This is a genomic window from Garicola koreensis (assembly GCF_014195445.1).
Classification (GTDB): Bacteria; Actinomycetota; Actinomycetes; order Actinomycetales; family Micrococcaceae; genus Nesterenkonia; species Nesterenkonia koreensis.
The window spans coordinates 14,645-41,565 of sequence record NZ_JACIBT010000003.1 but is presented as its reverse complement, the minus strand read 5'-3'; the positions used below and the strand labels follow the sequence as shown (position 1 = coordinate 41,565).

The 26,921-nt window shown below is 66.8% G+C and carries 27 protein-coding genes; 15 read left to right on the top strand and 12 right to left on the bottom strand.

Translation table 11 applies throughout. The features are described from left to right. Positions 1 to 18: 18 nt before the first annotated feature. Complete coding sequence (locus FHX47_RS06585; RefSeq protein WP_183358135.1) at positions 19 to 453, bottom strand: hypothetical protein; 435 nt, start codon at positions 451 to 453, stop codon at positions 19 to 21. 95 nt (positions 454 to 548) lie between these two features. Further along, a complete protein-coding gene (locus FHX47_RS06580; RefSeq protein ID WP_183358134.1) occupies positions 549 to 983 on the bottom strand; it encodes a hypothetical protein in 435 nt (144 codons plus the stop codon). A 129-nt stretch (positions 984 to 1,112) separates the two neighbouring features. Here FHX47_RS06580 and FHX47_RS06575 point away from each other — a divergent pair, with 129 nt between their 5' ends. Continuing rightward, the gene (locus FHX47_RS06575; RefSeq protein ID WP_183358133.1) at positions 1,113 to 1,517 is read left to right on the top strand and encodes a hypothetical protein; all 405 of its coding nucleotides are present in this window, start codon (positions 1,113 to 1,115) and stop codon (positions 1,515 to 1,517) included. Here the strand turns inward: FHX47_RS06575 and FHX47_RS06570 are convergent. The 7 genes from FHX47_RS06570 to FHX47_RS06540 form a co-directional block, all read right to left on the bottom strand. Continuing rightward, complete coding sequence (locus FHX47_RS06570) at positions 1,514 to 2,596, bottom strand: phosphotransferase family protein (RefSeq protein WP_183358132.1); 1,083 nt, start codon at positions 2,594 to 2,596, stop codon at positions 1,514 to 1,516. The genes FHX47_RS06575 and FHX47_RS06570 overlap by 4 nt on opposite strands. Continuing rightward, the gene (locus FHX47_RS06565; protein WP_183358131.1) at positions 2,593 to 3,828 is read right to left on the bottom strand and encodes a phosphotransferase; all 1,236 of its coding nucleotides are present in this window, start codon (positions 3,826 to 3,828) and stop codon (positions 2,593 to 2,595) included. The genes FHX47_RS06570 and FHX47_RS06565 overlap by 4 nt, the downstream gene beginning before the upstream one ends. Then, positions 3,825 to 5,795 (bottom strand): ABC transporter ATP-binding protein, encoded by a 1,971-nt coding sequence (locus FHX47_RS06560; RefSeq protein ID WP_183358130.1) that lies wholly within the window; start codon positions 5,793 to 5,795, stop codon positions 3,825 to 3,827. Before FHX47_RS06560 ends, FHX47_RS06565 begins: the two co-directional genes overlap by 4 nt. After that, on the bottom strand, positions 5,795 to 7,057 hold the full coding sequence (locus tag FHX47_RS06555; RefSeq protein ID WP_183358129.1) for a glycosyltransferase family 4 protein: 1,263 nt from the start codon (positions 7,055 to 7,057) through the stop codon (positions 5,795 to 5,797). The genes FHX47_RS06560 and FHX47_RS06555 overlap by 1 nt, the downstream gene beginning before the upstream one ends. Continuing rightward, entirely contained in the window at positions 7,054 to 8,388 is a 1,335-nt protein-coding gene (locus FHX47_RS06550) for a glycosyltransferase family 4 protein (protein ID WP_183358128.1), read from the bottom strand. Before FHX47_RS06550 ends, FHX47_RS06555 begins: the two co-directional genes overlap by 4 nt. Then, positions 8,381 to 9,619, bottom strand: a complete 1,239-nt coding sequence (locus FHX47_RS06545; protein WP_183358127.1) for a glycosyltransferase family protein — start codon at positions 9,617 to 9,619, stop codon at positions 8,381 to 8,383. Before FHX47_RS06545 ends, FHX47_RS06550 begins: the two co-directional genes overlap by 8 nt. 151 nt (positions 9,620 to 9,770) lie before the next feature. Continuing rightward, positions 9,771 to 10,160 (bottom strand): DUF1844 domain-containing protein, encoded by a 390-nt coding sequence (locus FHX47_RS06540; protein WP_221206166.1) that lies wholly within the window; start codon positions 10,158 to 10,160, stop codon positions 9,771 to 9,773. A gap of 147 nt (positions 10,161 to 10,307) precedes the next feature. Here FHX47_RS06540 and infC point away from each other — a divergent pair, with 147 nt between their 5' ends. The 5 genes from infC (at position 10,308) to FHX47_RS06515 (ending at position 13,332) form a co-directional block, all read left to right on the top strand. Further along, the gene (gene infC / locus FHX47_RS06535; RefSeq protein WP_343064327.1) at positions 10,308 to 10,964 is read left to right on the top strand and encodes a translation initiation factor IF-3; all 657 of its coding nucleotides are present in this window, start codon (positions 10,308 to 10,310) and stop codon (positions 10,962 to 10,964) included. A 218-nt stretch (positions 10,965 to 11,182) separates the two neighbouring features. Continuing rightward, positions 11,183 to 11,377 carry a 50S ribosomal protein L35 gene (gene rpmI / locus FHX47_RS06530; protein ID WP_183358125.1) on the top strand — a complete coding sequence of 65 codons (195 nt, stop codon included), beginning with the start codon at positions 11,183 to 11,185 and terminating at the stop codon, positions 11,375 to 11,377. A gap of 72 nt (positions 11,378 to 11,449) precedes the next feature. After that, complete coding sequence (gene rplT / locus FHX47_RS06525; protein WP_183358123.1) at positions 11,450 to 11,833, top strand: 50S ribosomal protein L20; 384 nt, start codon at positions 11,450 to 11,452, stop codon at positions 11,831 to 11,833. A 210-nt stretch (positions 11,834 to 12,043) separates the two neighbouring features. Further along, positions 12,044 to 13,015 (top strand): TrmH family RNA methyltransferase, encoded by a 972-nt coding sequence (locus tag FHX47_RS06520; protein WP_183358121.1) that lies wholly within the window; start codon positions 12,044 to 12,046, stop codon positions 13,013 to 13,015. Next, complete coding sequence (locus FHX47_RS06515) at positions 13,012 to 13,332, top strand: RNHCP domain-containing protein (RefSeq protein ID WP_221206165.1); 321 nt, start codon at positions 13,012 to 13,014, stop codon at positions 13,330 to 13,332. Before FHX47_RS06520 ends, FHX47_RS06515 begins: the two co-directional genes overlap by 4 nt. 13 nt (positions 13,333 to 13,345) lie before the next feature. On the opposite strand, the gene thpD is transcribed toward FHX47_RS06515, so the two are convergent. Continuing rightward, positions 13,346 to 14,260 (bottom strand): ectoine hydroxylase, encoded by a 915-nt coding sequence (thpD, locus tag FHX47_RS06510; protein WP_183358119.1) that lies wholly within the window; start codon positions 14,258 to 14,260, stop codon positions 13,346 to 13,348. A 122-nt stretch (positions 14,261 to 14,382) separates the two neighbouring features. After that, positions 14,383 to 15,312, bottom strand: a complete 930-nt coding sequence (locus FHX47_RS06505) for a cation diffusion facilitator family transporter (protein ID WP_183358117.1) — start codon at positions 15,310 to 15,312, stop codon at positions 14,383 to 14,385. Between the two features lie 97 nt (positions 15,313 to 15,409). Here FHX47_RS06505 and FHX47_RS06500 point away from each other — a divergent pair, with 97 nt between their 5' ends. Further along, the gene (locus FHX47_RS06500; RefSeq protein ID WP_183358115.1) at positions 15,410 to 16,612 is read left to right on the top strand and encodes an amidohydrolase; all 1,203 of its coding nucleotides are present in this window, start codon (positions 15,410 to 15,412) and stop codon (positions 16,610 to 16,612) included. Between the two features lie 71 nt (positions 16,613 to 16,683). Next, positions 16,684 to 17,007 carry an acylphosphatase gene (locus FHX47_RS06495; protein ID WP_183358113.1) on the top strand — a complete coding sequence of 108 codons (324 nt, stop codon included), beginning with the start codon at positions 16,684 to 16,686 and terminating at the stop codon, positions 17,005 to 17,007. Here the strand turns inward: FHX47_RS06495 and FHX47_RS06490 are convergent. Then, the gene (locus FHX47_RS06490) at positions 16,997 to 19,084 is read right to left on the bottom strand and encodes a S9 family peptidase (protein WP_183358111.1); all 2,088 of its coding nucleotides are present in this window, start codon (positions 19,082 to 19,084) and stop codon (positions 16,997 to 16,999) included. The genes FHX47_RS06495 and FHX47_RS06490 overlap by 11 nt on opposite strands. 381 nt (positions 19,085 to 19,465) lie before the next feature. On the opposite strand from FHX47_RS06490, the gene FHX47_RS06485 reads away from it, so the two are divergent. From FHX47_RS06485 to FHX47_RS06455, 7 genes are all read left to right on the top strand, one after another. After that, positions 19,466 to 20,446 (top strand): superoxide dismutase family protein, encoded by a 981-nt coding sequence (locus FHX47_RS06485; RefSeq protein WP_183358109.1) that lies wholly within the window; start codon positions 19,466 to 19,468, stop codon positions 20,444 to 20,446. 293 nt (positions 20,447 to 20,739) lie between these two features. Beyond that, on the top strand, positions 20,740 to 23,724 hold the full coding sequence (locus FHX47_RS06480; protein WP_183358107.1) for a DUF4040 family protein: 2,985 nt from the start codon (positions 20,740 to 20,742) through the stop codon (positions 23,722 to 23,724). After that, on the top strand, positions 23,721 to 24,266 hold the full coding sequence (locus tag FHX47_RS06475) for a sodium:proton antiporter (protein WP_183358105.1): 546 nt from the start codon (positions 23,721 to 23,723) through the stop codon (positions 24,264 to 24,266). The genes FHX47_RS06480 and FHX47_RS06475 overlap by 4 nt, the downstream gene beginning before the upstream one ends. Continuing rightward, the gene (locus tag FHX47_RS06470; protein ID WP_183358103.1) at positions 24,263 to 25,867 is read left to right on the top strand and encodes a monovalent cation/H+ antiporter subunit D family protein; all 1,605 of its coding nucleotides are present in this window, start codon (positions 24,263 to 24,265) and stop codon (positions 25,865 to 25,867) included. The genes FHX47_RS06475 and FHX47_RS06470 overlap by 4 nt, the downstream gene beginning before the upstream one ends. After that, positions 25,860 to 26,297 (top strand): Na+/H+ antiporter subunit E, encoded by a 438-nt coding sequence (locus FHX47_RS06465; protein WP_183358101.1) that lies wholly within the window; start codon positions 25,860 to 25,862, stop codon positions 26,295 to 26,297. The genes FHX47_RS06470 and FHX47_RS06465 overlap by 8 nt, the downstream gene beginning before the upstream one ends. Then, positions 26,297 to 26,560: an MrpF/PhaF family protein gene (locus FHX47_RS06460; RefSeq protein ID WP_183358099.1), complete on the top strand. Its 264-nt coding sequence runs from the start codon at positions 26,297 to 26,299 to the stop codon at positions 26,558 to 26,560. The genes FHX47_RS06465 and FHX47_RS06460 overlap by 1 nt, the downstream gene beginning before the upstream one ends. Then, entirely contained in the window at positions 26,560 to 26,913 is a 354-nt protein-coding gene (locus FHX47_RS06455) for a cation:proton antiporter (RefSeq protein ID WP_246328079.1), read from the top strand. Before FHX47_RS06460 ends, FHX47_RS06455 begins: the two co-directional genes overlap by 1 nt. Positions 26,914 to 26,921: the final 8 nt, after the last annotated feature.

Here is a 26,921-nt window from a genome sequence, read left to right as displayed (position 1 = left end):
TGGGATGTGGGTCCAGCCTCAGGCGCTGGATGCAGCTGAGGGAGCTGAGTAGCTCTGGGCGGACTGCGCCGATACACTCTGCGCCGATGGGGCCGAGACGCTGTCAGCTGACTGCACCGACTGGGGGGAGGCGCTCTGCGCTGACTGTGCGGAGACGCTCTGGGGCGAGGGCGCACTTGTCGCGGAGGCGGGGCTCGTCGGCGAAGCGGTGCTGTTTGGTGAGGTCGTGCTGGTGGCACTGACCGTTGAGGGGATAGCCGTGTTGGTGGGCGTGGCCGAAGGTGTGGCAGGTGCCGATGCGGCCCCCGCGGGCTCGGGGCTGGCGGTGACCTCCATGGCTGGGCCCAGATCGTGATCGATGCTTGGCTCCATGCCGCTGGCCATTGCGGTGCCGCCGCCGATGGCGACGATGCTCAGTGCTCCGGTGATGACCCAGGTGGTCTGACGGCTCATGATATTTCCTGCTCCTCCATGTCAACGTTCTGATCGGATATACCCACTCTTCCGGCCTTTGGTGAGAAGCAGAGGAGACAGTGATGAGAACCCTCTCACGCGCTGGAGGCAGCCGAAGGAGCTGAATAGCTCTGCGCCGACTGCGGTGACACGCTCTGGGGCGAGGGGGCGGTCCAGGAGTCCGGTGACTGCAGCGGTGCCTGCGACGACGGCGGCGCCGGGTTCACGGTGCTCGGCTGCGGCTGCTCAGTGGTGGCCGGTGCGGCGGGGCTGTCGGAGCTCTCCGGGGTCGGGGTGCTGGTCGGCGAGGCGGCGCTGGTGGCGGTGGGAACCGCGGTGCTGCTGGGGCTGGCAGCGGGGGTGTCCGTCGGCGAGGGGCTCGCTTCCGGCTCGGCACTGGTGGTGACCTCCATGGCCGGGCCCAGGTCGTGGTTGGTTCCCTGGCCCATGACGCTGGCCACTGCGGTGCCGCCGCCGATGGCGATGATGCTCAGTGCTCCGGTGATGACCCAGGTGGTCTGTCGGCTCATGATGTGTCCCTGCTCCTTCAGCACGATCCCTCTGACTCTGTGTGGTCACTCTTCCACCTGGCGATGAGAGCAGGAGGAGAGACAGATGAGAATGTTCTCATTCTTTTCGGCGATGATTGAATGGAACCCATGGCTGAACCCACCTCCACTCCCGCGCGTCCTGCAACTGTTTGGAGCATCTGGCTCATTCTGCTGCTGCAGGGTGCCGCAGTCATCCTCAGCATCATCGGTGAGATGGTCTCAGGGCAGGCCGAGCAGCTCGACGTCGCCGGGCAAGTCGCCATGCTGGTGCTCTACCTCGTGGCCGGGGCGGTGCTCATCCTGCTCGGATTCCGCATACTGGCCGGCTCGGCAGGTGCGCGCACGCCCACTATGGTGCTGCAGCTGCTGGTCGTGGTGCTCTCCTTCAACTTCTTCGCAGGTGGTGCGCCCCTGGTCGGCGCTGGGTTTCTGGTTCCGGCCGGTGCTGTTCTGGTGATGCTGTTCCTCCGGCCCACGCAGCAGTGGCTGGGCGGAGGCCCTCGGGCAGACTAGGCGCGGATCAGTTCACGCAGCTGCTCGGCGACCCGGGCGTACTGCGGCCGCACCGCATAGACGAAGCCCAGGCGCAGCAGAGCAGACTGTTCGTAGACGGCGACCGTGGGCATGGGTGCACCGATCCGCTGCGCGGTCTCATCCACGCAGAAGGTGACCGTCTCCGCCTGCTCGGCCGTCCACACACCCTGACGACGACGCAGCAGCGCGTGAGCGCGCAGATTCCCCAGGTCCAGCGCAGGATCCGCCAGACAGGCGGTGTCCACATCCAGCAGCCCCGGCCCCGCCTGCGCAGACCACAGCAGCTGCTTATCGTGCAGATCCCGGTGTGCCGGGCGCAGCTGCTCCTGCGGCAGGCTCGCCAGCAGCTCTGCCAGGTGCTCCACGGATTGGTGGGCCTGCTCCTCATCGCTCAGCCAGGGGCGGGCCAGCTGGTACCAGTGGCGCAGCACGGCGATCTCAGCCTCCGCGCGGTGAATGAGCCCCGACTGACGCACCGGCGCCGATGCCGCCGTTGAGCGTGGCTCAGCCACGGACTCTTCCCAGGCTGCGCAGACCGCCAACCATGCGGTTCGCCACTGATCGGCGGTGAAGGTGTTCGCCTCATGCAGACTCTGCCCCTCCAGGGCGGCGAAGGTGACTGTGGACTCGGTGCTGCCCAGCACCTCTGGGGTGCGGAAGGGCCCGGAGAATGCGGCGGCCCGGCGCACGCCGTCGAGGATGCTGCCGGCCTTTCCGGCTTTGACGACCTTCACATAACGCGCATCGTCGGAGCTGCGGACCACCGCTCGCTTGCCGGGCCGGTGGGAGATCACGGTGCCCTGCTGCGCGGCGGCCGCCAAGGCGGCCAGCTTCGGGTCCTCGCCGGCGTCCAGCAGGCGCAGCTTATCCGCTGACCACCAGCCGGCGCGGATGGTGTCGGCGTCGTCGAGTTCTATGGCTAATGTGTGCGGGTCCGAGCCGGGCACCGGCCACGCGCGGCGCACGCTCAGGCTGCCGTCGGCAGTGGTCAGTCGGGTCGCGGGCAGATCTGAAGCGGTGCTCGGACCGCTGCGCGGACGAGTCTCTGTGGGGTTCATCTGTTGAGGGCCTCCTCAGTCAGGTCCAGCGCGCGAACCGTGTGCGCTGGCCAGTCGGTTTCGCGGTGGCGGAAGAAGTCCGCGGCACCGGCAAGGTGGGCATAGGCCTCCCAGGCGTGCATATCGTCCGGCTCTGCGGGGGCGTGTTCGGTGTAGCCGGTGAGGAAAGCATCGATCAGCTCAGTCTGCTCATTGCGCCGACAGGCTGCGACCCAGGAGCCCACATCGCGCATCGGGTGTCCGCTTCCGGCTCGGTCCAGGTCGATCAGTCGGATCTTATGACTGCCGTGGGCGGCCAGCACCACTTGGTCGGGGGAGAGGTCACCGTGAATCTCCGCTGCGGTGGAGCTGCCCAACGGTGCCAGCCGCTCCGCCAACCGTTCGGCGAGGGTGGTGGCGCGCTGCTGCGCCCATGGGGCCACCTGGCCCAGTCCGGCGGCGGCTCTCTGGGGGTCTGGGTGAGCACAGTTGGCAGCGGATCTGCGTGGCGGGGCAGCGTGCAGCGCGGCGACGGCGGCACCGGCGGTCACCGCCGCTGGCGGATGCGGGCTGCTGTGCAGGTCGCTGACTCCCCACATCGGGGCGATGACAGCGGTGCTGCGCTGACCCAGTGCAGAGACATTGCTGACCGGCAGGCCCAGTCCGCGCCAGTGCCGGGTGGTCTGACGCAGGTGATCCGCGCCGCTGGCCAGCACGCGAACGACTTTCTGGCTGCTCCCGGACCTGAGTGTGGCCACCACCCGGCGTCGCGGGTTGTAGCGCAGAATCTGCCAGGAAACGTCCTCGCCGAGGACCGCGCGAGCTTCGGTGAGCTCCTTGGCCAGCTGCGGGTCCGACCACACCGAGCCGCTGAAGAGGTGGGGCCCAGCGGTGCTGTGCACCTGGATCCTGCGGCCGAAGCCCTCCGCGCGCTCCTGCGCGTTGTGATATTTCACCGGGTCAACGGTGAGCATGGTCCAGCCGGCTTCGCCGCGACTGTCGGTATGGGCCACCAGCAGCGAACGGTCGGGCTTGCTGCGCACATGGGTGATTCTCACCTGCTGGCCCAGCAGCTCAGACAGCGCCGCCGGGTCCAGCAGCTCACCAGCGCGCTCCAAACCAGAAGCGTTGGCCGCCAGGGCATCGGCTGCCGACACAGTGAGCGGCTGCAGCGTCCCGCCGCCGTCCTGCCGGTCGCTGGACGAGGTGGGACGGCCGCTGGCCGAAGTGGACTGTGTGGTGGTGAGGCTCATGCACTGATCACCCTCCGAGCGGGAATGAGAACATCGTGGGCGCTGGGCAGACTCGGGCGCAGGGCAGAGGGATCAGAGCCACCCGGCTCATCGGCATCCGGCTCAGCCGCATCAGGCTGGGGCACTGCGACCTGCCCGGATGCCGTCTGCGCGCCGGCCTCGGCCGCCCCGCGCTGGGTGGCGGCCCACTGGGCAAGCTGCGAGTCCGGGTCGGTGAGCAGCTGCTCAGGCGCACCGTCCTCGATGATCGTGCCGTGCTGCAGCCACAGCACCCGGTCCAGGGACTGAATCATCGACAGGTCGTGCGTGATCGCCACCGTGGTGCGGCCGCGGGTCAGCTCCCGCAGCGAGGTCTCCACCAGCGACTTCGAGGCCGGGTCCAGCCCGGTGGTGGGCTCATCGAGAAGCACGATCGGGGCCTCACGAATCAGCGCCCGAGCAATGGCCACTCGCTGCCGCTGCCCGCCGGAGAGGGTGTCTCCGCGGTTGCCCAGCACGGTCTGGTACTCATCGGGCAGACTCATGATGAACTGGTGGGCACCAGCCCTGCGGGCGGCGGCGACGACCTCCTCGTCGGTGGCGTCGGGCCGCCCGTGGCGGATGTTGTCGGCGATGCTGGTGGAGAACAGCACCGACTCCTGCAGCAGCACGGCAATATTGGCGCGCAGCTGCGACTTCGCCACACTGCGGGTGGAATAGCCGTCGACCAGCACTGAGCCCGAATCCGGGTCGGCCAACCGCATCAGATAACCGGTCAGCGTCGATTTGCCGGCACCGGAGGGACCTAAAAGCCCCACCCGCTGCCCAGCCGGGATATGCAGATTCAGATCTTCGAACAGCGGCACACCACGGCCGTCGGCTGCACTGACGTTCCAGAACCGGATATCGCCTGAGACCTGACGCATCGGCATTGGGTCAGGGGGGTCCTGGATCTCAATCGGCTCATCGAGCAGATCGGCGATGCGCTCTCCGGAGGCGGTGGCACGCGCGATGCGCCCGGTGTACTTGGCCATGTCCCGCAACGGCTTCATCGCCACCTTCAGGTACATCAGGAACAGCACCATGTCACCGGGAGTCATGATTCCAGCGAGCACCTGCCAGCCGCCGAAGCCGAGCACCACAGCGGTGGCGACGCCGACGAACACGTCAGTGGAGCGCTCCAGACGCGCGGCCAGCCGCCGGGCGCGGATGCCGGCCTTCACCGCAGTGTTGTTCCCGGCGGCGAAGCCGGAGGCCACGGTGTCCTCCAGGCCGTAGGCCTGAACCACACGAATGGCTGCCAGCGCTTCGGCGGCGTCGCCGACCAGCCGGCCCTCGCCCTTGCGGGTGTCCCGAGAGGCCGAGGTGATCTGCGGACTCAGCGATCGTGACACCAGCAGGTAGGCGATGCCGGTGACCAGCACAATCACCGCAAGCATCGGGTTGAGCACGATGACGACGACGAACAGGGTCACCAGGGTGAGCAGATTTCCCGCCAGCGGCAGCCCAGCAGTCACTGCGACTTCCTGCAGCCGGCCCATATCGCCGACCAGCCGCTGCGAGGTGTCCCCGACCGATGCTTTGGAGTGGTACCGCAGGGAGAGCGCCTGAATGTGGGCGAAGACCCGGACCCGCAGGGCCGCGACCACCTTCACCCCGGTTCGGGCGAAGGCGATCGTGGAGGCATAGTTGCACGCCGCGCGGCCGCCGACGATCAGCGCCAGCGCCACCGCCCAGAAGGCGATGAGCTGCCCGACGTTCTCGTCAGTGGCGGCGACGTCGGAGACTTCTGCGCCCAGGGCTTCGGAGACGGTGTCGACGGCGTACTTCACCGGCCACGGCTCAAGGATGCGGAACACCACGTCACCCATCAGCGCCAGCAGCCCCAGAGTCACCAACAGCTTGTGGCGCTTGACGAACGGCAGGAGCATCTTCACCGTTCGAAGCAGCGACTCACGGTGGATCTTGCTCTCCTTCTTGGAAGCCATCAGGTAAGCGCCTCCTCAACGGGCAGTGGGGTCGGCAGGTGGGGGGTGGGCAGCAGTGGGGGGCGCAGGTGGACGGCGTCGATGACTGCTGAAGCCCGGTGCCGCCAGTCGTGATGGGCCAGCACTTCGGCGCGAGCCGCGCGGCCCAGCTCATCGCGCAGCCGGTGATCGGCGGCCAGCTGAGCCAGCGCGGCGGCCAGAGCGGCCACATCAGAGCCTGGCACCAGCACGCCGGTGACGCCGTCGTCGATGAGTCGGGGCAGCTCGCCCACTGCCGAGGCCACCGTGGGAAGACCGGCGGCTAAGTACTCGTAGACCTTCATCGGCGAGAAGTAGTGGTTCTGCTGCTCACCAGGTGCGGGATAGGGGGCGACGGCGACGTCCCAGTCGGCCAGGGCGGCGGGCACCGTCTCAGGTGCCGCCGCGCCCCGGAAGCTGACCTGGTGACTGATGCCCAACTGGTCGGCCAGCTGCTGAAGCTGCTGACGATGGGGCCCGTCGCCGAGGATCTCGCAGCGCCAGCTGTTCCGGTCAGCGGCGGGGGCGGCAGCGAAGGCCTCAAGCAGCAGCTCGGTGCCGTGCCAAGGTTTCAGGGTGCCGAGGAACCCTACGGTGAACTGCTCTGTGATGTACTGCCCGGTGCGGCCGGCGGCGCCGGGGGTGAACCGCGCAGTGTTGACACCGTTGGGGGTGACACGCACCGACGGCGCTTTCGCCGATCCCTGAGGGATCATCCCGCGCGCCCAGTTCGCGACAGGTTCGCTCACGCACGAGATCAGGTGTGCTGCGCTGAAGCTGCGCAGGGTGGCCTGATGCGCCCCGTCGGCGTCGTGCAGGCTGCGGTGGGCTGCCTGCTCACTCAGCAGCGGGGCGTTGACCTCCAGCACCAGCGGGGCCGAGGTGGATTCGGCCAGTGCGGCTCCGGCTGCGGAGAACAGCGAGTAGCGCTCATAGATCAGATCGTAGGTCGCCTCACCGGCTATGGCGGCCATGCGCGCGGCCGTGCGGGCGACGGCCTGCTCCCGGGCGGCGGCGCCCTTGACACCGGTCACCGGAACGACGAAGACCGGCAGGTCACCCAGATCCGGCGGCACCGCTTCGCTGGTGGGGTCATCCGCCCGGTTTCCGCGTTTGGTGCAGTAGACGGTGACCTCATGACCCAGCTGCCTGAAGGCCCGGATCATCTCCTGGGCATGCACGCTGGCACCTTTGGAGCCGAAGATGCCGATGCCCGGGTCGGCAAGGATGTAGGCGATCTTCATACCGACACTCCTTCGTGGGCCAGTGCCGCCGCTGACAGCAGGTCGGCCGCTGGTCGCTGCGGTGATTCGCCGCGGACCAGTGCCTTCAGCTGCTCGGCCTGCCGGTGGGAGCCGAACTGCTCCTCCACCAACAGTCGCGCGGCGTCGGTCATCGCCGAGTGGTCACCGGGTGTCAGCGCCTCAGCCAACGCATCCGCCAACGCGTCGACGTCGCCGGAGGGAACCAGCCAGCCGGTCGCCGCGCGTATCGGTGAGGCGCCGCAGATGACTTCTGCGACAGCGGTCACATCGGCTGCCACGCAGCGGATCCCGCGAGCCATGGCTTCCAGCAGCACAGTGGGCAGACCGTCGGCATTGCCGTCGGCACCGATGATGAAGGGAGCGGCGAACACATCATGACTGCCCAGCAGCTGGTTGATCTCGGCCTGGGTGCGGGGGCCGAGCAGGTGGACGTCGTCGTGCAGATCGAGGGCACTGATCTGGGCCTGCAGCTCTGCTGCCAGCGGACCGTCGCCGGCAATATCGGCCTGGACCTGAACACCGCGACGATGCAGTTGGGCGATCGCCTGGATCAGCAGGCCGAATCCCTTCTTCTCCACCAGCCGGCCCACCGCGAGAATGCGCGGCATCGAGGAGCTGCCCGCAGCGCGCGGCTCATAGGGGAAGCGCTCCAGGCTCAGCCCGTTGCGCACCAGGTGCAGCCGCTGGGTGGCCTGCGGGAAGCGCTGCCGAAGGTAGCTGAGGTTGTACTCGGAGATGGTCACCGCATGGTGGGCCTCAGCGAGCTTGCGCTGCAGCATCTGTGGGTCGACCTCCTCATGGAAGATGTCTTTGGCATGGGCGGTGAAGGAGTACGGCAGTGCGGCGATCTGCCCGGCCAGGCGGGCCACCGAGGTGGCGACCGAGGCGAAGTGGGCGTGCAGATGAGTCACCCCGGCCTGCAGCGCGGCCTGGGCCAGCAGTGCGGCCTGCAGGGCGTCGTCGCCGTGGTGAGCCAGAAGATCGGGGAACGATTGGCTGAGGCCGGTCCGCAGCTGGGGGTCGCTGCCGACTTCGCCCAGCTGCTGCCACAGCTTTGCGGCATTGGAGGTGCGCGGAATCTGGATGACCGGCGCCCGGACCGCGGCCAGCTCCGCATGGAAGCGGGCGTCGGTGGGAGGGCGCAGGGAGAAGATGACGATCCGCTCACCGGCGGCCTCACGGGCCAGGATCTCGGAGACGATGAACGTCTCGGAGAACCGGGGATACATCTTCAGCACATAGCCGACGACGGGGGAGCTGGACTGGACCGCGGACTGAGTTGTGGGCTCGGCGTCGTTGTTATCAAACATGGGGGAGGGGCCTCGTCTCGTTCAGCGTGGGGACAGGTGCGGTGAACAGGTCTGCACCGACGGGTCGTGGGGTGATCTCTCGGGCCGCGAAGTCGCCGACGCGCATCAGCCCGTCCAGATCCACTGCATCGCGTGCAGTTCGGCGGCTCACGGCTTCCTCGAGCCAACCGCTGAGCGCCTGCGGGGTCAGCTTCTCGGGATGAAGGGCGTCTGCCGCTCCGGCGGCGGCCAACGCCTGGGCCCGGCGCAGCTGCTCCTGGCGACGACCGTTGCGCGGAACGATCAGCGCCGGGGTGGTGGTGGCCATAATTTCGGCCAGCGAGTTGTATCCGCCCATCGACACCACTGCGGCGGCCTCGCGCACCAGGTGGGGCACATGGGGGGCATTGCGACTGACTTTGATCTGCTGTGCATCCGCAGAGCTGCGTGCGGCATCCAGGATGCTCTGGTGGTCCTCGGCGGGCATCTGCGGACCGGTGAGGATGAGGTGACGGTGGCCTGTGGGCAGCGCAGCCCGAGCGGCGGCGAGGCCGATGTGGCCGCCGTCGGAGCCGCCGCCGACCATGGTCAGCACGTAGGGCCGTTCGGCACGCACGCTGGATTCGGTGAGCAGGTCGTCCGGACGACCGTGGGAGAGGTAGCCGGTGAAGTGGGTGCGGTCCGCCAACTCGGCCGGGACCTCGCCGGTGGCCACCGGATCGTAGACGTTTCGGTCCCCGTAGACCCATACCGCGTCGTAGTAGTGGGCGACGGCGGACGCTCCGCCGATGCGCTCCCACTCGGCGGCGGCGACCTCGGGGGTGTCCAACACTTCGCGCATGCCCAGCACGCAGCGGGTTCCGGCTGCGCGCAGGGTCTCCAAAGCGGGCAGCAGTTCGTCGTCCACTCCGAAGGCGTGGCGGTCAACGATGAACAGGTCCGGGCTCATCGCCTCCAGGGCGGCCGTGGCGGTGGCGCTGCGCAGATGCCACAGCCGCTCGGTGCTCACATCCAAGCTGCGGGACATATAGCCCTGGCGGGTATGGGTGAACCCCGGCAGCACCAACCAGTCCCACCCCGGCGGAAGGGAGTCCGCGGTGGCATCTGGGTGTCCGGCGATCAGCAGGCCCCGCACCCGTTGACCGGTCAGGCGGGGCAGATCAGCGGCGAGGGCATAGGCGAGGGCGCGATTACGACGGGCGTGGCCCAAGCCCACGGAGTCGTGGGAGTACAGCGCAACAGTGATGCTCATGGTCAACCACTCTGCGCGGTGAACGTGAGATCACGGTGAGAGACGGATGAGAAAAATCGCACGATCTTCTCATCTGCTTCTCATCGGACTCTCATGTGGAGCATCTTCAGCTCTGGGAGCAGGCCCTCTGATGCGCCCTGCGAGCGGCGCCTCAGTTGACGGGGCCGGTCCACTTCTCACCGGGGCCCTTGCCCGGCTCGTCGGGAATCCGTGACTCTTCACGGAAGGCCAGCTGTAGGGAGCGCAGCCCGTCACGCAGCGGAGCCGCGTGGGTTGAGCCCACCTCCGGGGCCGCAGCGGTCACCAGGCCGGCCAGAGCGGTGATGAGCTTGCGGGCCTCATCGAGATCCTTCAGCTGGGCGGCGTCCTCGCCCTCAGCCAGACCGGTCTTGACTGCGGCGGCACTCATCAGGTGCACCGAAACGGTGTTGATGAGTTCCACTGCGGGGACTTCTGCGATGTCTCTGGCTTGGGCTCCGCCCAGCACGGCGCCGGCGTCGTCGTTGGTGATCGGATCTGGGGTGTTCTGCTCACTGGTCATGCTGATAAGCTTGACATAGTCTCATTCGGCCGCGCCAACGCGTGCCCAGATGCAGACACTCACACTTTTCACCGTATCGAGCCAGGAGCAGGACACATCAGCGAACCACGTATCAATAACCGCATCCGCGTACCGGAGGTCCGCCTCGTGGGCCCTCAGGGGGAGCAGGTCGGTATCGTCAGAATTGAGGATGCACTGCGATTGGCCGGCGAGGCTGACCTGGATCTGGTGGAGGTTGCCCCCCAGGCCAAGCCGCCGGTGTGCAAGCTGATGGACTTCGGCAAGTGGAAGTATGAGGCCGCGGTCAAAGCCCGCGAATCGCGGAAGAACCAGGCCACCACAACGCTGAAGGAAGTTCGCTTCCGTCTGAAGATCGATGAGCACGATTACCAGACCAAGGTCGGACACGCGCGCCGGTTCCTGGAGGCCGGGGACAAGGTCAAGTCCATGATCCAGTTCCGCGGCCGTGAGCAGCAGCGCCCGGAGATGGGCGTGCGGCTGCTTCAGCGCTTCAGCGAGGACGTCGCCGATCTGGGCCAGGTGGAATCCTCACCGCGCCAGGACGGCCGTCACATGGTCATGGTTGTCGGCCCGCTGCGGACCAAAGCTCAGCAGGCCAAGAGCGGCGGCAACGACGTCGTCACGGACAACGAGGACAATAAGGCGCAGGCCAGGGCGAAGAGCGAACGGCGTGCTCGCAAGACCCAGCAGCGTCAGGAGCGGGTCAACACCGATGAGGACGACGTCAAGCCGCTGTCGAACTCCATGGCTGATTACCTTCCGGATGAGCTGAAGAACCTCTGACCGGCTTCGATTGCCGGATGGGTGCGACTCTGCGTAAACTAGTGCGTTGGGCCTGATGAGCTGTGCCCTGGTGCCCAGCGCAGCAGGCCCGAACGAAAGGGAACCCGGCTTCCTGTGACCAGGAGCCAGTGGATCCACCTCTGCACCGCCGCCGCTGAACCTACGGGTACGCGGCATACAGGTGTTGAAGGTCCGAACCAACGAAGGAGAACGGCACTATGCCGAAGAACAAGACGCACTCCGGAGCGAAGAAGCGGTTCAAGGTAACCGGCTCCGGCAAGATCAAGCGGCAGCAGGCCAACCGCCGCCACTACCTGGAGCACAAGTCTTCCCGCCGGACTCGCCGTCTGGCCTCGGACGAGCTCGTCACCAAGGCTGACGAGACTCGTGTGAAGAAGATGCTGGGTCTCTGAGACTCTGACCCAGACCAGTCCCTGCATTGTGGGGCTACGAAGACTTTGAAGACTTACAGGAGAAACTGAAACATGGCACGTGTAAAAAGGGCGGTGCATTCTCACAAGAAGCGCCGCAAGATTCTTGACCGGGCTTCGGGCTACCGCGGCCAGCGCTCCCGCCTCTACCGCAAGGCGCACGAGCAGCTGCTGCACAGCTTCACCTACAACTACCAGCACCGCAAGAAGCGCAAGGGCGACTTCCGCCGCCTGTGGATCCAGCGCATCAACGCCGCTGCCCGCGCCCACGGCATGACCTACAACCGCTTCATCCAGGGCCTGAAGGCCGCTGAGGTTGAGGTGGATCGCCGCATGCTGGCCGAGCTGGCCGTCTCCGACGCCAAGGCTTTCGAATCACTGGTCGACACCGCTCGGAAGGCGCTGCCGCAGGACGTCAACGCTCCCAAGGCTGCCTGAAGCACTTCCAGCGCACCGATCTTTCAGCACACCGAACACGGCGCTCGATCCCTGCTCAGCACGGGGGCGGGCGCCGTCTTCGTTAACCGGTCGGCACATCGCGGTCGTCACCGCTGAAATCCCCGGTCTCGTTTCACAATGGACGGCCGCGAGTGCGCAAACGCAACATCAGCGGGGACAACGGGTCACAAGCGACGATGATGCGAGACAATGACCCTTGTGACTGAGCATGTGATGGACAACCCCCGGGCTGAGCGGGTGAAGAAGACCGCGCTGCTGGCCACTCGTTCCGGACGCAGGAAGCAGGGCCTTTTCCTGGCAGAGGGGCCGCAGCCGGTCCGTGAAGCGATGCGGCTGTGGCTGCAGCAGTGGGAGGCCGGTGAATCGGCTGGGGCGCCGTCCCCCTTCACCCCGACCCTTGATGCACTGTACTTCGACCCGGCGGCGCTTGAGCAGCACAGCGACGTTCAGGCGCTGCTGGACCGCATGCGTGGTGTCCTCTTCGACCCCCAGACGCAGCTTCCCCGCGGGGGGCGAGTGTTCCTGCGCGAGGCCACCGCCGAGGTGCTCAGCGCTATGGGTGATGCGGAAACCTCCCAGGGGATCATTGCAGTCTGCCGCATCCCGCGGCTGGAGTTTGAGGGCCTGGACTCTCTGCTGATGGGGACGAGTGTGGGAGATGGCAGCTTCACCGCGCAGCATCCGCCGCTCACCCTGGCGCCGGTGATCACTGAGCTTCAGGATCCGGGCAACGTGGGCACCATCATCCGCACCGCAGATGCCGCAGGCGCCGGCGTCGTCATCCTCAGTCCCGGCAGCGCCGACCCCTGGGCGCCCAAAGTGGTTCGCGCCGCAGCGGGGTCGCACTTTCACATCCCCATTGCCGCCGGCATCGACCTGCGACAGCTGATCGATCTCACCCGAGCCAACGGGTGGCAGGTGCTGGCCGCTGCCGGGGGCGGTGACACCTCGCTGATTGCCATGACGAGCCACCAGCCGGCCCGGCCCACTCTGTGGCTGCTGGGCAATGAGGCGCACGGGCTCAGTGATGAGCAGCTGCAGCTGGCAGACCACCGCGTGGCCGTCCCGATGTATGGGCAGGCGGAGTCACTCAACGTGGCGGTGGCCGCCGGGATCTGTCTCTACGCCTCAGCGATGCATCAGCGCCGGGCAGCCCAGTGAGCTACTCACCAACCAGCCGTTCGACCCAGAACACCGGATTCGACTGTATGCACTGTGGACGGCCGATCCCCAGCCAACCCGGGGGTAGCTACCGCAACCACTGTCCGCGGTGCCTGTGGTCCAAGCATGTGGACATCACCCCCGGGGACCGGGCTGCGAACTGTGGGGGAGCGATGCGCCCGGTGGGGGTCGACCACTCGGGGAAGAAGGGATATCTGCTCATTCATCGCTGCACCGTCTGCGGGGCCCAAGACCGGAACCGCCTGGCCCCCGATGACGACATGGATGCCGTCATCGGGGTGCAGCGGCCGCTCTGAGGCGCCCCAGGCGCTACTGGCCAGCCGGTGTGTAGTCTCGGCTTCCCACGAATTCCGGCCGTGGGGCGGGTGCGGCGAATGGCTCGACCGGGGTGTTCTCCACCGAGTTGTAGACGATGAACACATTCGACCGTGAATAGGGGGTGACGTTGCCGTTGGAGGCATGCATGCAGTTGGAGTCGAACATGATCGCTCCTCCGGCCGGGCCCTCCAGCACATCGATGCCGAACCGGTCGGCGAAGTCCGAGAGGATCTGCGGCTCAGGTACACCGGCGCCCTGCATGACCAGCGACTTCTTGTAGTTGTCCTCCGGAGTCTCGGCCTGGCAGCTGATGTAGTGCTTATGCGACCCGGGCATGATCATCAGCGGACCGTTGAAGGAGTAGTTGTCGGTCAGCGAGATCGAGATCGACACCGCCCGCGGCGTGGGCATGCCGTCCTCGGCGTGCCAGGTCTCGAAATCCGAGTGCCAGGTGAAGTCCTTGCCCACGAACCCGGGCTTATAGTTGATCCGGCTCTGGTGGATGTAGACCTCTGAGCCCAGAATCTGGCGGGCACGATTGACCACGCGCGGATCGTTGGCGATCTTGGCGAAGATCTCATTGCTGCGGTGAATGTCGAAGATCGAACGAACCTCATCGGACTTGGCCTCAACGACTGTGCGCTCGTCCTGCTTGACCTCGGGATCCTCCGCCAGACGCTTGAGTTCGTCCTTGAACAGCGTCAGCTCATCGTCACTGATGAGCTGATCAATGGAGAGGTAGCCCTTCGCGTCGAAGCTGCGCAGGGTTTCGGCGTCGAAGGGGCCCTGCTCCGCAGTTCCGTGGACCACCGGGTCCCGGCGGTCCAGGACCTTCGATCCTTCGCCGGTGCGCGTCGGGTAGAAATCGGTCGTTGCGGTGCTGATGGGTGACGTTGTCGTCGTCATCTGAATACCCTCCTGAAGTTGTGTAAGAATCTCTGTGGCGGATCAGCGCCACTGCTTCAGGACACTAACAGGTCCCTCGGGAACCGCAACCGGCTGCTGTTCAGCTGCTGCCAGGGGTGCAACTAGGTGTGAACGTGGGTCTCGGAGGCGGCGATGTCCCGAGTCTCCAGCTGGAAGGTGGAGTGCTGGACGCCGACGTCGAAATGCTCGGCGACACAGGCCTGAAGCTCGGCCAGCTTGTCCGGGGCGCAGCCGGCGCGGAAGCAGGACTCATCCACCACCACATGGGCGGAGATGACCGGCAGCCCGGTAGCCACAGTGGAGGCGTGCAGGTCGTGGACCTTTTCGACGTGCTCCAGCTGGAGCATATGCTGACGCACCTTCTCCAGGTCCAGGCCTTTCGGTGCGAACTCCAGCAGGATGCGTGCGGTCTCCACCAGCAGCTTCAGCGCGCGCGGAATGATCAGCGCGGCGATCAGCAGACCCGCTGCCGCATCGGCCTGCTGGAACCCGGTGGTCCAAATGACGACGCCGGCCACCACGACCCCCAAGGACCCCAGCGCGTCGGCAGCGACCTCCAGGAAGGCTGCCCGCATATTGAAGTTGGCCTTCCGGGAGGCGTTGAGCACTGCCATGGAGGCGATGTTTCCCACCAGGCCGACGGCGCCGAACACCATCAGCTCCACCGGTGGGATCTGCGGCGGGGAGCTGAGCCGGCTGATGCCCTCCACTGCGGCGTAGATGCCGATCCCCAGCAGCAGGGTGGCCTGCAGGAATCCGGCGAGGATCTCCACGCGGCGGAACCCCCAGGTGCGGGTGGCCGTGGCGGCACGGAACATCAGGGTGGCGGCCACCAGCGCCACACCGAGCCCGATGGTGTCGGTGAAGGAGTGCACCGCATCGGTCAGCAGCGCCAAGGAACCGGTGACCCAGGCGCCCACCAGCTGAGCCACCACGATCCCACCGGTGATCAACAAGGCTGCCATCAGCCGCAGACGGTGGCCGGAGCGGGAGCCGGTGGCCGTGTGAGAGTGGTGATCCATAGTCCCCATTCTCCCGGTTCAGCGGAAGAACACACATCCTGCGAGCGCTACTGGGAAGCGTTCTCACCGCAGGCCAGCTGGGAATCGGGTGCGTTAGGGTGGGCCCATGGTTGCTGCGGAGAACTATGCTGCGGAGAACTATGTGGTGCGCAACGCCCATATTGTGCCGGTCACCGCGGAGGCCTTTGACGGCTCGCTGGTGGTCACCGAGGGCCGCATCGCCGCGCTCGGGCCCGACGTCGTCGTCCCTGATGGTCACCAGATCATCGACGCCGAGGGCGGCTGGCTGCTGCCGGGCCTGATCGACGCGCACGTGCACCTGGGGGTGCATGAGGAGGGCGAGGGGTGGGCCGGTGCCGACTTCAACGAATCCACCGACCCGGTCACCGCAGCCGCACGGGCCCTGGACGCCGTCAACCCCCTGGAGATCGGCTTTGACGACGCTCTGGCCAACGGGGTGACCACGGTCAACGTCAACCCCGGTTCGGCCAACCCGATCGGCGGGCTCACCGTGGCGCTGAAGACCTTCGGCGCCGTGGTCGACGATATGGTGCTGCGCTCCCCATCGGGGCTGAAGGCGGCCCTGGGGGAGAACCCCAAACGGGTCTACGGCGAACAGAAGCAGACTCCCGGCACCCGGATGGGGGTGGCCCTGATCCTGCGCAGGGCGTTCACCCAGGCTCGCCATTGGGCGGCCACACCGCAGAAGGAACGCAGCGCCGACCTCGTCTCCGAAGCTCTGAGCCAGGTGCTCAACCGGGAGATCCCGTGGCGTCAGCACTGTCACCGCGCTGATGACATCGCCACCGCGATCCGCATCGCTGATGAGTTCGGCTACGAGCTGGTACTGGATCACGGCACCGAGGCCTATAAGCTCGCCGACCGGATCGCCGCCCGCGGGATCCCGGTGCTCTGCGGGCCGCTGATGGTCTCCCGGTCGAAAGTCGAGGTCCGCGATCGCACTGCGCGTGGGCCCGGGCTGCTGAGCCGGGCCGGGGTGAAGGTCTCCATCATCACCGACCACCCCGTGGTGCCCATCGACTTTCTGATCACCCAGGCGGCCTTGGCGGTGCGTGAGGGCATGGACCCGCAGGCCGCGCTGCGGGCGGTGACCATCAACCCGGCAGAGGTGCTCGGGGTCGCCGACCGGGTCGGGTCCCTGGAGCCGGGCAAGGATGCGGATCTGGTCCTGTGGTCGGCCGACCCGCTTGACGCTCGAAACCGGGTGCTGCGCACGTGGGTCAGCGGCACGCAGGTCTACACCTTCGACCCCAGCAGCGGGCTGGGCGAGGCAGCCTCCCGCTGGTAGCGCTGGACCCTAAGTCCGCCGCCCCGAGGTACGCCGCACCCTACAGACCACGTACAGAGAGTGAGCCGATGATGAGCACTGAGCCAGCACCGGAACCGCAGGGCAACATCCGCACCGGGACCCTCGCCCGCGTCACCGGAACGGTGCAGGGGGTGAACTACCGAAACGCCGCCAAGCGGCAGGCCGATGAGCTGAGTCTTCTCGGGTGGGTGCGCAACACCGACGACGGCGCCGTCGAGCTCCTCATCGGTGGGGACGGTCCGGCAGTGGACTCCCTCCTCGCCTGGTGCCGCCGGGGGCCGCGGCGGGCAGAGGTCGATTCGGTCGACGAGCGGGAGGCCTCCGTCGAGGAGCTGGAGTCGCTGCCCGGCAGCGGCTTCGTCGTCAGGCGTTAGCTGATCCGTCCTGCTCCGCAGGCGGGGTCAGTCCGAGCTCCTGCGGCAGGGTGGCCTGCTGGCCGAGCACATGCTCAGCCAGGAACGCGAACACCACCTGGTACCAGACTTTGGCGTGGTGGGGGCTGAGGATCCAATGGTTCTCCGTGGGGAAGTAGAGGAACCGGTGGGCCGTCTCACCGTTCTGGTCGGCGGGCAGACCCGAGTCGGCCAGCAGCTCGTACCACAGCCGCAGGCCCTCGCCGATGGGCACCCGGTAGTCCTTATCACCGTGGATGACCAGCATCGGGGTGACAATATCGGCCACATGGCGGTGCGGCGAATGGGTCTGGGCCATCGCCTGGTCGATCTGCCGGCGCCAGAACGGTGACATATCGGTGGTGGGGCCGAACTGGTCCAGTGCCCAGAGGCTGGCGTGGGTGACGATCGCACTGAACCGGTCGGTGTGCCCGGCCACCCAGTTGGCCATGTACCCGCCGAAGGACCCGCCCATCGCCGCGGTGCGCGTGGAGTCCAGGTCGGACCGCTGCAGCGCGGCATCGGTGATGCTCATCAGATCGGTGTAGGGCTTATCGCCCCAGCTGTTCCACCCGCGGGCGATGAAATCCTGACCGTAGCCGGTGGAGAGCGCCGGGTCCGGAAGCAGCACCGCATAGCCCTGCTGCACCGCCAGCCACGGATTCCAACGCCAGGACCACCCGTTCCATGAGCCGAGCGGGCCGCCGTGGATCCACAGCAGCGTCGGCGCCGGCTCTGTCGCTGAGGCATTCTCGGGCAGGCACAGCCAGGCGCGCAGGCGCACGCCGTCGCTGGCGGTAGTCTCCACCTCGGTCAGGCGGCCCGGCAGCTGTGGGCGCTCCACCGGGTTCTGCAGCCGGGTGGTCTCACCGGTGTCCAGATCGATGCGGACCACTTCGGCGGGGAAGGCGTAGCTGGTGGCGAGCCCGTAGGCGCTCCTGCCGTCTGCTGAGGCGAAGAGCTCGGAGTAGACAGCGTCGGCCACCGGCACCTCGGAGGCCGATCCGCTGGCACTGTCGGCGATGAGCACGGCCCCGCGGCCCTGCTGATCAGCGGTGGCCAGCAGCCGGGTGTCATCGATCCACGGCCGGGCCGAGGCTGGCGTCAGCCACAGGTCCAGGTCCTCAGCAATGCGGGTCAGGCTGCCGTCCCTCAGATCGAGCACGTACAGGTTCGGTGCGAGCGCCCGTCCCGGGTGCGGCTGCGGGCTGATGGTGACTGCGGCTTTGGTCCCGTCAGGGCTGATCGGCCCGGGGGAGTAGTCAGTGCCGGGCTCGTCGAGCAGGATTCGGCGCTCGCCGGTCGCAGTGTCCACCAGCGCCACGGCACTGCGCCGCTCCGCCTGGGCCTCAGGCACCACGACGCCGATCAGCGCCTGGGTGCCGTCCGGGCTGAGGTGTGCCTCACCGCTGAAGTGCGATCCGATCCCTGCGGTGACGCTCCGCAGGCTGCGGCGCCGGGGCTCCACGGTGGCGGCGCCGTCGTCGTCCTCCTCCTCCTCGCCGAGAACGAACAGCGAGGGGTGAGCCGGGCCCAGATCATGGTCCCAGTACCGCACCGGGTAGCCGCTGTGCAGGATCGCCTTCACCGAGGAGTCGCTGCGTGCCTTGTGCAGCGTCTCCTGGGCGGCTTCGTCCTCGGCGCCGGGCAGCAGCGGGGCAGTGACCGCCACTACCGCCGCGCCGGCGGCCGGGATCACCGAGCTGACCCCGCCAGCCCGGCGGTTGACCACAAAGGCCTCGCCGCCGGCTGCCGGCAGGCACCAGAGCGCAGTGCCCTCATCGCCGGCCTCGTCGTCCGGCCTGGCCGAGGTGAAGTACAGATCCCCGTCGGCGGCAAAGACGGGCCCGGACTCGCCGTGAGCGCTGCGGGTCAGCCGGCGCGCGGGCCGCTGACCGCTGGGGTCGACCTCCCAGAGCGCGGTGAGGTAACCGTCCTTCTTGGGGTTCAGCGTCTGAACCGTGGTGACCAGCCGCGAACCGTCGGGGCTCAGCGCCAGAGCGCCGATCCGCGGGTGGGCCACATAGTGGTCAAGGTCGGAGAATGTGGTGTCAGTCATGACAGTCAGCTTTTCATGCTCAGCCGGTGGTGCGCTGCCACTGTGCCCCACGTTTCGTCCGGGCCCGCCGTGATTTCGAGGCTGCGGCGGCTGTGCTCCCGGCGCCCGCCTGCGTCAGCGGCCCCGGTGTCCAGCTGAAGCAGTGTGTCCAGCGCTCAGCTGCATCGGTTGATGGATTCTTGGTGCTCGGAGCACAGATCTGGGCGCATTCCGCCAAGAATCCATCAACCGATGGTCGAGGCGGCGACCAATTCCAGCGCCGCCGGCATGGAAGGCACTGGGGCGCCCCACATGGCAACTCCGCATGGTAGCCCTGCATGCGCCGAGTCCCATGCGGTGGCGTCCGGGCTCACCCAGCAGCGTTGACTATGCTGGGCGCTGATGAATACCACTCAGGGCACACTCTGCCTCGCGACCACTGCGATACTGCTGCTCACCGCCTGCGGCGCGGACGACGACGCCGAACCGGTCGAGACCACGTCCGAGCCCACGGCGGAGGAATCGGCTGAAGCATCCGCCGAGGAGACTGCGGGCACCGGGGAGACCGAAAGCGCTGAGAATCACGCCTTCGCCACAGCCGAGGTGACCGACCTGGCCGGCAACCCGATCGGCACCGTCACCGCCGCAGACTCAGAGGAGGGAGTGCGGCTGAGCGCTGAGGTGCAGAATCTCACACCGGGGTTCCGCGCAATAGCCGTTCACGAGCACGGGGTCTGTGAGGTTCAGTCGGCTGATCAGTGGGGCCAGATCGGTGACTTCAACTCCGCCGGTGCCGTGGTCCCTGGCCCACTTGAGGAAGACCCCGGAGTGGTCGAGGGCGAAGAGGAACTGTCCGAATCGCCCGGGGCGGAGACTCCTGACCAGCAGGCGCCGGGTCAGCAGACCCCTGAGGAGCCGGGCACCGACGGTCAGGATCCCGGCGGACAGCAGGATCAGCTGCCGGGCAGCACACAGCAGCAGCCTCCGCAGGGAGCACCCGGCTCCAGCGCTGCGGCAGCTCAGCTCAGTGTTCGCCCAGCCGGAGGACTGCCCGGGGCAGAGGCTGCCGGTGAGGCCGCACCGGGGCAGCCCGAGAGGCCGCCGGAGACCGCAGAGGATCTGCCCCGGTCCCAACGTGCTGGAGCGCTTCCGAACCTGATGATCAACGACAACGAGACCGGCTACCTGGAAGTGGTCTCCACAGCCCTGACCGAGGATCTGCTGATGGACGAGGACGGCACAGCAGTGGTCATCTACGCCGACGCCGACCATCACGGAAACGTCCCGGAGCGCTACGCCCCCTACGGCCCCGACGCCGGGTCGCTGGCCACCGGCGACGCTGGGGCGCGCCTGGCCTGCGGGGTGCTGGAGAGCGCGGACTGAGGAACCGCGCCGGCTGGGCCGACTTTGGTGTGCCCTGCCCGCTGTGGTTATAGTCAGAACAGCAAAATTGGTGTGCCGGGAAGTCTGGTCGGCAGGTTCGGCGACGACGTCGAGCCTTGTTGGGGACGTGAGCCTGATATGCAGGGCCCACGCCAGCATCTGTAAGATGCAGTCTCAGCAAGTGACCGATGCACGCCGACCCTTCCTGGAGAGCGCCTGATGGAGATCTCACCGCCGCATGGTCTCATCGGTGCCCCGCGTGCTGGTGCAGAGTCTGAGACGGTGAACGCCCGGTGAATCTGCTGGTGCTGCTCTTCCTGACTCTGCTGCTGGTTCCTGCCTCCAGCGCTGTCCACCGGATCCTCGGCCGCGACACCGGCTGGTTCGCCGCGGTGGGGCTGCTGGTCCTGGGTGGCTTCAGCGCGGCGTGGCTGCCCGGCATCATTGCTGGTGAGACCATGGCGGAGCAGGTGCCCTGGATCCCTACGGCCAACGTGGGCATCTCGCTGCGGCTGGACGGGATCAGCATGGTGTTCCTGCTGCTGGTGCTGTTCATCGGAGCCCTGGTTTTGGCCTACAGCGCCCGCTACTTCACGCCGCAGAAGAAGACATCCGACTACTACGTCTGGATGCTGCTCTTCGTCTTCTCCATGTCCGGCATGGTGCTCGCCGACGACATGATCCTGCTCTTCGTCTTCTGGGAGTTCACCACTCTGTGTTCGTTCTTCCTGATCAACCGCTCCGGGGAGAAGGCCGCGGCCCCGGCTCAGCGCACCCTGCTGATCACCATGGCCGGCGGTCTGGGTCTGCTCGCCGCAGTGCTGATGATCATTGTGCGCACCGGAACCACCAGCCTCGCAGAGGCTCTGCAGCATCAGATATGGCACGACGACGCCGGGTTCACCGGTGCGGTCGCGGTGCTGATCGTCTTCGCCGCCTTCACCAAGTCGGCGCAGTTCCCCTTCCACCTCTGGCTGCCCGACGCTATGGTCGCCCCGGCACCGGTGTCGGCGTATCTGCACGCGGCAGCCATGGTCAAGGCCGGCATCTACCTGCTGCTGCGCTTCTCCCCGGTGTTCGAAGGTGTGGTGATCTGGCAGAGCATGCTGATCATCGGCGGCCTCATCACTGCGCTCATCGGGGCGCTCTTCGCGCTGCAGCGCCACGACATCAAAGAGATCATGGCCTATTCCACGGTCTCCCAACTGGGCTTTTTGGTGGCGATCATCGGCATCGGCACCCCCACCGCCATCGCCGCGGCGCTGATCCATGTGGTCGCCCACGCGCTGTTCAAGTCGAGCCTGTTCATGATGGTCGGGCTCATCGAGCACGAAGCCGGATCCCGAGACATCCGCGTGCTCAACGGGTTGCGACGCACGATGCCGGTGAGCTTTGTGATCACCCTGGTGGCCTCGCTGTCCATGGCCGGGGTGCCCCCGCTGTTCGGCTTCGTCTCCAAGGAGAACCTGCTCAAAGGGTTCCTCTCAGCCGGTGAGGACGGCGGCTTCAGCACCGGAGTCACCTGGACCATCACCCTGCTGGGCGTGCTGGCGTCTATCGGCACCTTCGCCTACTGCGGACGCATCGTACTGGGCTGCTTCACCACCTACACCGGGACCGGCAGGCAGGATGAGGTCAAAGAGCCGATGCACCCCGACACCGCCCACGAGGCGGCGCCGACCTTCTACATGCCCGCACTGCTGCCCGCCGCGGCCGGGGCTGTGCTGGGATTCGTGCCCTTCATCTTCGACGGTCTGCTCACCTCCGCCACCCAAGCGGCCACCACCTCCGACTATGAGCCCCACTTCTACCTCTGGGGAGGCCTCAGCACCGACCTGATGCTCTCGGTGGTCGTGATCGGCGTCGGGCTTCTCGCCGTCCTGGGCCGCACACGGATGGACACCTGGGTTCCGCGCACTGTGCTGCCCTTCACCGGCGTGCAGGCCGCTGAGAAGATCCGCACCGGGTCCATCGGTTTGGGTCGCCGCGTCGGCAACCTCACCCGCACCGATATGCACGCGCTGCACCTGACTCTTCCCGGCATCTTCCTGGCCGCGATCTTCGTCGCCGGTGTCCTCTACGTCGGCGACGTCGGACAGCTGGACCCGGGCCACACGCGTCCCAACGACTGGGTGCTCATCGCCACCATGGCCATCTTCCTGCTCGGAGCAGTGCTCTCGCAGTCCCGCACGGCGGCCGTGGTGCTCACCGGTGGTGCCGGGTTCGTGGTCGGCGCCTGGTACTTTGTGCTCGGCGCGGTCGACGTCGGCATGACCCAGCTGCTGGTGGAGATCCTCACCGTGGTGGTGCTGGTGCTGGTGATGCGTAAGCTGCCGCGCACCTTCCACAGGGTCTCGCGCACCCGCACCGTGGTCTCAGCGACCGTTGCGCTGGCATTCGGGGCCATGGCCTTCATCGCAGCCTTCGCTCTGACCGGTCGCCGCGGCCAGTCACCGATCGCCGAATGGTATCTGAGCGAAACGTACGAGACCGTGGGCGCGGTCAACATCGTCAACTCGATCCTGGTGGACTTCCGCGCACTGGACACCCTGGGTGAGCTCACTGTGCTGGGCATAGCCGGCTTCGCGATCCTCTCGCTGCTGAACTCCTCCTTCTCCACCAGTGACCAGCCGCCGCAGGAGTCCAAGCTGTGGGAGGGCACGCCTTTGGGCAACGCCGCCGACAACACCACGGCCATGCGCAGCGTCTTCAACTGGATGGCCCCGTTCATCGTGCTGCTCTCGCTGGTGCTGCTGGTCCGCGGCCACTACGATTCGGGCGGCGGATTCATCGCCGCCCTGGTGGCTGGCGGCTTCTTCGCCCTGCGCTACCTGGTGGCGCCCTCGGACTCCAGAGTCAAGCTGCGCTTCGACTATGCGCTGGTCATCGTTGGAGGAATCGTCCTGGGAGTCGCAGTGGGTCTGACCGGATTCCTTGCCGGCGACCAGGCGTCGTTCCTGCGGCCCATCGTCATCGCTGAAGGGCTGACGCTGCCGTGGGGCTCTGAGGCCGGCTTCACGCTGAGCACCGCGCTGATCTTCGATGTGGGCATCTACCTGGCGGTGATCGGCTCGGTGCTGGTGGCGCTGGACCGGCTGGGCCAGGCTCAGCGGTATCCGGCGGAGCTGCTGCGGGCACACATGCGCGCCCAGGGCCAGAACACCGGCCAGCTGCAGATCGAGGCCGGGCAGGACCCCGGTGATGTGCCCCGCCAAGCCCAGGGCGCCGGCTGGCAGCCCGAACCACCACCCTCCCGAAAGGCAGGTGAGAGCGAATGAGCGTCGCGATCACAGTGGGGCTGCTGACGGCTGCCGCGGTCTACCTGTTCATGCAGCGCGGCATGGTCCGCATTGTGCTGGGCTTCGTGCTCATCAGCCATGCCGGGAACCTGCTGCTCTTCTCCGCCGGCAACACCGCCTTCCGCGACATGCCCTACGTCGGCTCCGGTGAGGCTGGCCAGCAGGCAGACCCGCTTCCCCAGGCGTTCGTGCTCACAGCAATCGTGATCGCCTTCTCCATCACCATGTTCATGGTGACTCTGGCAATCACCACCACCGGCGACGACGACACCGAGGACCAGGAGCGCTCGCCGGCCAACGTGCTGGTGACTCCCCCTGACGAGGATGCGGACCCGGCCGCCGCAGCCGCCCCGGGCCAAAAACTGACGACGGCGGACACCGCCGACTCCATCGGTCAGCGGATCGACACGGCGGTCACCGGCGCGCAGAGTGCTGACACCGGAGGAGCAAAGGCTTCGCCGAGGGGAGCGTTCTCTGCCCCCGAAGGTCCCAGCAGCACTGAGCGAGGCGGGCGCACATGAGCGAGACACTTCCCCCGCTGCTGCCGCTGCTCGTCGGCGTTCCGCTGCTGTTGGGCGGCCTCGGCGCTGCTCTGCGAAAGAACAAGCGGGCCCGCCATGTCCTCAGCCTGGGCACGCTCAGTGCGATGCTCATCTTCGCCGTGGTGTTGGTGATAGTCACCCATGACGGGACGATCCTGGCCCATCAGGTCGGGTTCTGGGACTACGGGATCTCCATTCCGTTCGTCGTGGATGCGCTGACCTCCTCGGTGCTGCTGATCATGACGGCCCTGGCCCTCACCAGCGTGCTTTTCGCCATGGCCACCCACGAAGCCAGGGCACGCTTCTTCCACCCGTTCGTGATGATCCTCATGGCCGGTGTCTCCGGCGCCCTGATGACCGGGGACATCTTCAACCTCTTCGTGTTCATTGAGGTCATGCTGCTGCCCAGCTACGGGCTGCTGGCGACCATGGGCGCCAAGCTCGGCGCCAACGGTGCCCGCATCTTCGTCACGGTGAACCTGCTGGCCTCCACCCTGCTGCTGGTTGGGGTGGGCCTGGTCTACGCCACGGCCGGAACGGTGAACCTCGCTGAACTGCACGGCGCGGCTGCAGACGATCCGGCGGTCGCCGTGGCCGGCGGAGTGGTTCTGACCGCGATCAGCATCAAAGCCGCTGTGGTGCCGGTCCACGGATGGCTGACCCGCACCTATCCGATGACGTCCCCGGCGGTCACCGCTCTGTTCTCCGGTATCCACACCAAAGTGGCCATCTATGCGATCTACCGCATCTATTCGCTGCTCTTCGACGGCGACGAGAGGTTCCTGTGGATCGCCCTGCTGGTCACCAGCCTGACGATGCTCGTCGGCGTGCTCGGCGCCATCGGTGAAAAGACGACCCGTTCCATCCTGGTCTTCAGCATGATCAGCCACATCGGCTTCATCCTGCTGGCCGTCGGCCTCTTCACGGGTCTGGGACTGACCGCCGGCATCTTCTATCTGCTGCATCACATGATCGTCAAAGCAAGCCTCTTCCTCTCCACCGGGGCCATGGAGGAGACCTACGGCACCGGCGAGATCGATAGACTCGGGGGCATGGCCAAACGCGAGCCGCTGCTCGCGGTGACATTCATGGTCGCCGCCCTCTCGCTGGTCGGACTTCCGCCGTTCTCCGGCTTCGTCGCCAAGTTCAGCATCATCCAGGCCACCCTCGAGCTCAGCCACTACTGGGTGGCCGCGGTGGCCCTGCTCGTCTCGGTGCTCACGATGCTGGCGATGCTGAAGATCTGGACCGGAGTGTTTATGGGCGCAGAGCCGAAGAACCTGGACGAGCGCGCGCTGGCCTACCAGGAGCGTATGCACGGCAAGCGCTACCTGCGCGTTCAGGCGCAGGCGGAGAACCCGACGCTGACCATCGGGCCGCCGACAGCGACGACCTCGGCGGTGCTCTCGGGGGAACGGGCGGTGAAGATTCCGCTGAAGCTGATCCTGCCCAGCGTGATTCTGGCCGTCATCACCCTGTTCTTCGGCCTGGGCGCGGAGGTGCTGATGACTCTGTCGGAGAGTGCAGCAGAGAATCTGCTCAACCCCGAAGGCTATGTCGAGGCGGTGAGCGGTGCCTAACCACAAGAACTCATCCACGGCCCTCTGGCCCTGGAGAATCATCACCTTCCTCTTCTGGTACGCAAAGGAGTTCCTGGTGGCCAATGCTCAGGTCACCGCAGACATCCTGCGGCCACGCAGGCGGATGAAGATGAATCCGGCCATCATCGCTGTACCGGCCGCCAGTGAGTCCAGTGCCGAGTGGACCCTGATCTCCTGCCTGATCACGCTGACTCCCGGGACCCTGACCCTGACCATCTCCCGGAAGCACCGGATCCTCTACGTCCACGGCATGTTCGCAGACTCCCGTGAATCGCTGGTCGCGGAGGTCCAGGAGATGGAGAACCGGATGCTGCGGGCCATGCGTCGCAGCCCCGGGGACCTCAGCCGCCCGGTGCAGGTGCCCGTGGTGGCTCCGGAGGACAAATCTCCCGGAGGTGATCAGCAGTAATGTCGGACATCGTTCTGGAGACGGCCCTGATCCTGCTCGGGGTGGGGATGCTGCTGGCAGCCATCCGCGCCTACATCGGCCCGAGCATCAATGACCGCGCAGTGGCCTCTGACCTGATCTTCTTCGCCTTCATCGGGTTTATCGCACTCATCGGGCTGCGCACCAACATTGAGGCGCTGTTCGACATCATTCTCATCGCCACACTGCTGGGGTTCATGGCGGCGCTCTCCATGGCGCGCCTAGGAACAGGAGGTCGCCGCTGATGGAGCTCGACAACATCATGCAGATCGCAGGACTGGTGGCCATCTTCATCGGGATTGCCACCATCGTCGTCGCCGGAATCGGCCTGTTCAACCTGCCGGACCTGTACCTGCGGGCCTCGGCAGTGGGCACGTCGGCGGGCCTGGGAGTGGCCAGCATCGTCGTGGGCGCACTGCTGATGGACTTCAGCTGGCTGAACCTACTCAAAGCCCTGCTGGCCATCGTTGCCCAGATGCTGACCTCTGCAGTGGGGTCTATGGCCATTGCCCGTTCCGGCTACCTGAATGGGGCGCTGCCGGCGGCAGTGACCCATACCGATGATCTGATGAAGACGCGCCGCGACAATTTTTCGTAAGGCGGCCG